Origin of the sequence: Coleofasciculus sp. B1-GNL1-01 (genome assembly GCF_040220235.1) — a bacterium.
Taxonomy (GTDB): Bacteria; Cyanobacteriota; Cyanobacteriia; order Cyanobacteriales; family Coleofasciculaceae; genus Coleofasciculus.
The window spans coordinates 1-4,781 of sequence record NZ_JAVJTO010000076.1 but is presented as its reverse complement, the minus strand read 5'-3'; the positions used below and the strand labels follow the sequence as shown (position 1 = coordinate 4,781).

General features: G+C 46.7%; 3 protein-coding genes and 2 pseudogenes. 3 read left to right on the top strand and 2 right to left on the bottom strand.

Features of this window, described 5'->3' with window-relative positions; all coding sequences use genetic code 11:
* Positions 1-960: 960 nt before the first annotated feature.
* The gene (locus RID53_RS18825; protein WP_446389544.1) at positions 961-1,230 is read left to right on the top strand and encodes an Asr1405/Asl0597 family protein; all 270 of its coding nucleotides are present in this window, start codon (positions 961-963) and stop codon (positions 1,228-1,230) included.
* A gap of 140 nt (positions 1,231-1,370) precedes the next feature.
* Positions 1,371-2,495 (top strand): ABC transporter ATP-binding protein, encoded by a 1,125-nt coding sequence (locus RID53_RS18820; RefSeq protein WP_446389543.1) that lies wholly within the window; start codon positions 1,371-1,373, stop codon positions 2,493-2,495.
* A 33-nt stretch (positions 2,496-2,528) separates the two neighbouring features.
* Here the strand turns inward: RID53_RS18820 and RID53_RS18815 are convergent, their stop codons facing one another.
* Positions 2,529-3,971, bottom strand: a complete 1,443-nt coding sequence (locus tag RID53_RS18815; RefSeq protein WP_446389542.1) for a potassium channel family protein — start codon at positions 3,969-3,971, stop codon at positions 2,529-2,531.
* An 83-nt stretch (positions 3,972-4,054) separates the two neighbouring features.
* On the opposite strand from RID53_RS18815, the pseudogene RID53_RS18810 reads away from it, so the two are divergent.
* Positions 4,055-4,507: pseudogene (locus RID53_RS18810) on the top strand (Uma2 family endonuclease); the annotation flags it as partial.
* A 64-nt stretch (positions 4,508-4,571) separates the two neighbouring features.
* Here RID53_RS18810 and RID53_RS18805 read toward each other — a convergent pair.
* Positions 4,572-4,781: pseudogene (locus RID53_RS18805) on the bottom strand (IS200/IS605 family accessory protein TnpB-related protein); the annotation flags it as partial.

Here is a 4,781-nt window from a genome sequence, read left to right as displayed (position 1 = left end):
CTCCGAGTAAAAGTATTTACATTGAGCGACTTGTATCGAGCGAAGTCGAGATAAGTCGAAATGTAGTCCCTTACCGCCATCTCAGTTAAGATGTCTTGGCTTAACAACAACCCGACAAAAGGTTTTAGAGGTAATCCGGACTAGGGAAGTATCCGGGTGTCTGTACCAAACTGAGACTCTACGCGGTATTCAACGGTTTAAATTGCAATTTGTCTTGCAATCCCCATGCTCTACGTTAGTAGCGTGGGGTTGTTGAACCTCCTGATTTAGATCTACCGCATCAAGCTTAAAATTGTCTGAGTTTTATACTACTGATTATTTAATGCGGGAAGCCCACATTCCCATTTAAGACCGAAGTCTAAATCAGAATGTGGGCTTACCCTGTCAGGGCTTCACGGGTTCATTGATCTGCCTTGGTATAGGGTTTTTAAGGCAGGGTGCTTTCGCTTCCTCTATTGTGCAGCCGAACCTCAACCAATTGGGTGTAGTTTTGATGAAATCTACTGGGATAAATATTAAATTTCTGTGAAAGTTGCTCCTAGGTCGCTTTGGACACAGTTAAAGCACTGGAATAGATTTTACGGTTAAATCGAGCGCAAGAACCTGGATTGGTGTCAACTTAAGCCACAGCCCTCACCCCTAACCCCTCTCTATCCCGCCTTGCACTCCTTAAAAACACCTACGCTTGAAGCTGGGGTTGTAGAGACGTTCCCACCGGAACATCTGGGAGCAAGAGGTTCTAATGAACTCTTGAGCGGGCTTGCAGGAGAAGCAGTATTGTACCTGCTTCATTGTCTTTTAGCTAATTAATTGCAAATAATTAGCATTTGGCTTCCGTCTGGCTTAAACTAGGATACGGGAGTGAAATCCGGCTGAAACTCCCTGTAATAGCAGTTTTTCTGGAAAATTTAACGTCTGGCAACGGACGTTAATGATAATATATTGCATTTTGAGTGAAAAATGAATCCCTGGAGTTCCCAACCCAAAACTGGTCAAGTGATTGACATTAATCAAGCCGATCGGTGGCAAGTGTACCGCCGTTTACAGGAACTATCGATCGCGAGTCACTGCGGGATGAACCAGCCACTCACGGCTGAGGTTCATGATCCGGTGACTGCAATTCAACTGTGGAGTGTGGTCAGACAGCTAACTGTACCCCGTCGAGACTTAGCCTTTTGGCTGGAAGACTGCTGGCGGCTTCCTAGCCGTAGTAGGAAGAGGGGGAAATGAGGGAGATGAGGGAGATAGGGGAGATGGGGGAGATGGGGGAGATAGTCGTTAAATCCGCTTCTATACTCTTCTCAAAACTATGTCCTCGAACCATGTCCTCGAACAAAGTGTAAGGAGAAGTCAAGGCTCAACAATATTCTATGGAACAAGCAGCGATTCTACATTTAGAGGACATCACCAAACATTACGATCAACATACAACTCCAGCCGTTGATCGGGTGACGTTAACATTGCGTCAAGGTGATTTACTGGGGTTATTGGGTCCCTCTGGCTGTGGCAAAACAACTCTACTGCGGATTGTGGCAGGGTTTGAGCGTCCTCAGTCGGGACTGGTTGTCTTGGCTGGAAGCCCAGTTGCAGGTTCCGGGTATTGGATACCCCCAGAACAACGGAACACGGGTATGGTGTTTCAAGATTATGCCTTGTTCCCTCATCTGAATGTGGCGGAGAATGTTGCTTTTGGCTTGAAAAACCGCCGCAGCGGGATGAATCGAACATCCATAAAGAAAAATACGGCTGACGCGATCGCACTGGTAGGATTATCAGGATTAGAGAAACGCTACCCCCACGAACTATCCGGAGGACAACAGCAGCGAGTCGCCCTCGCCCGGGCGTTAGCACCGCGTCCCACTTTAATTCTGTTAGATGAACCTCTCAGTAATCTGGATGTGCAAGTGCGTCTGCGGTTGCGCCAAGAAGTGCGATCCATCCTTAAAGAAATCGGCACATCCGCAATTTTTGTTACCCACGACAGAGAAGAAGCCCTATCCATCTCTGATCAAGTGGGAGTCATGCGGGCGGGATGTTTAGAACAGTTGGGAACCCCGGAAGAAATTTACACCAACCCTGCTTCTCGCTTTGTCGCCGAATTCGTCACCCAAGCCAATTTCTTACCCGCCCGTCGTCGGGGACAATTATGGGAAACTGAGGTGGGTTCATTTGAAATTGGGAATGGAGACTGTCACGGTAACAGCCAATTTCCGAATGAGGCTATTCCTGATTGCGGTGAGTTAATGCTGTTGGAAGAAAACGTAATTCTCAAGCCCGATAATGATGCACCCCTCTTAATTCGCGATCGCCATTTTTTAGGTCGCGAGTATCGGTATTGTCTCCAAACCCCGTCTGGTAAGCAACTCCATGCTCGCACCGCCCTGAATACACCCTTACCTGTGGGAATCAGAGTTCAATTATCTGTGGCTGATTCATCGATCCCAATTTTTCCCCCAATCGCCCCAGGTACACCCATCACTTCAGCCTATTCTTAGTTTGTAGTAAGGGCTTTAGCCCTTCTTTGAGATCTATTGCTTTTTAGACTGGAGAATTTTCTCAATTTGGGGCTGGTGGCGAGCAATCACAACCAAGCGATCGCCCAACAAGAGTTGTTCATTTTTGGGTGGGTTAACCAACGTCTCTCGACGCCCCTGAGTTAGCCGTTCCACAGCGACTAAAATACTATCTAGCTCCTCTTTTATCCATTGAGCCGCATTCCAGAATGAAATACCATTCCATTGTTGAGGTAGAGGAATTTTATAGATTTGGTTTCCCATTTGCACGGTGAGCAATTCCGCCAACACATCCACAGAACCCCAATTTCGCACTGAAGTCGCCATTAAATGACTCGCCAATTCATCGGCAACAATCACATCTTCCACCCCCGCCACTCGCAGTTGTACATTATTTTTACCATCAAGAAGTTGAGCGCAGGTATAGATCCCCGGATGCAGTTTTTCAATCGTTAATGCGGCTAAAACGGTTCGGGCATCCCGATCTTGATCGCTGCGCGGATGGGTCGCATCTGCCAACAAAATAGCCCGTGAGGTGTGATAAATTCCCACCGCTTCCAGGACATCAATTGTCGTATAATCCCCAGTATAGAAGTAAATTTGGGAACGATTAATATGTTTAAGTTCTCGTTCTGGTGTTTGGATAAATTCAGCAACCACGACAATCGGATGATGTTTTAAACTGGGATCGGCTTGCAGTTGCTCAATCAGCAGATGTCCGCTGCGATTCCAGCCACAGATAACAATATGATCGCGTAGTTCGTCCAATTCCCAGTGTTTAATTTCCATCACGGTTCTCAATCGTTGTACCATAACGGCGGAAACGACGCCCGTAAACATGGCAAACATCGTCAAGCCACCCAGGATTACCATGAGTGTAACCAATCGTCCCGCATCGGTTTGAGGTTCGCCGCCGATGGGTTCTCCGGATACCAGGGTAAAAAAGCTCCACCAAAGGGAATCCTTCACAGAGGCGAAATCCGGATTGGTAAACCCCTCTAGCAAGTGAATCGCGATCGCGCCGACTAAAATAATTAAACCGACAACCAGCAATACGCCAATCTGTACACCAATACTTGTGGCTAAGGTAGAGCCAAGACGATTTAAATTCTGATTTAATAAGATTCCCACCCGCAATAGCCGTAGGAGGCGCAACACCCGCAACAGGCGAAATGCTCGCAATAGGGGTAATACGGCAATAATGTCTAACCAATAGTGGCGGAAGAAACGGCGTTTATTCTTAGCCGCAAAATAGCGAATGGTCAACTCGATAATAAAGATACCCGTAAGTAGTTCTTGAGTCAGATAGACAAGTCGATAGGGTTGACCTTTACTGTAAAGCGTGACTTCCGCAATCACCAAGATTACCGAAAGTAGGATTAATAAGATCAGCGCCAGTTCAGTTTGGGGAGCGTGAATAAAGCGATCCAAACGGGCTTGCAGGGTTTTGTTGGGCATGTCGAGGTATGAGAATCTATCTCAATCTAAAATTCACCAGACATTTATTTATACTGACAGTAGCGGTTAAAAGGTCTTGTTCTATGGCGGTCAAAAACTCCCAAACCCATACAGCTCGCAAATCTCAGGCGATGTCCAACCTACCGCCCCTAGAAAATGGCGATCGCTTAACCCGAAAAGAATTTGAGCGACGCTATCAAGCAACGACAACGATCAAGAAAGCGGAACTAATTGAAGGAGTGGTTTACGTGGCGTCACCGTTACGCTTTGAGCCTCATGCTGAACCTCACGCCCTTGTGGTGACATGGTTGGGTGTTTATCGCGCTAGCACAATCGGCGTGAGGTTAGGGGACAATGCGACGGTTCGCCTGGATATGGACAACGAGCCACAGCCCGATGCGTTACTGCGATTTGATGAAACGTTGGGGGGACACTCACGCATTGATGCCGATGGTTATGTCCAAGGTGCGCCAGAATTAATTGTTGAAATTGCAGCGAGTAGTGCGTCCTACGATTTGGGCGACAAGCTAAGGATATAGTTGGTAAAAGTATAGTCAAATATAGACAGACTTCATTTCATTGCAGAAATTCCCTTCGCTTTTACTTTGAGAGATTAATTCTCCTTGGGTGAACTACGCACCTCTCTATCCCATAGCGGTTAAACGCATTTGGGAATGCTTTTCGTAAAATATTGTAGGAACCTATAACATCAGATTGAACAAGAACCCCCTTGTCTGTACGATATAAACCTCGTTTAATTCTTTTTCCACTAAAAACGGGTTTCTCAGTAAGCTCTCCATAAACGGGGAG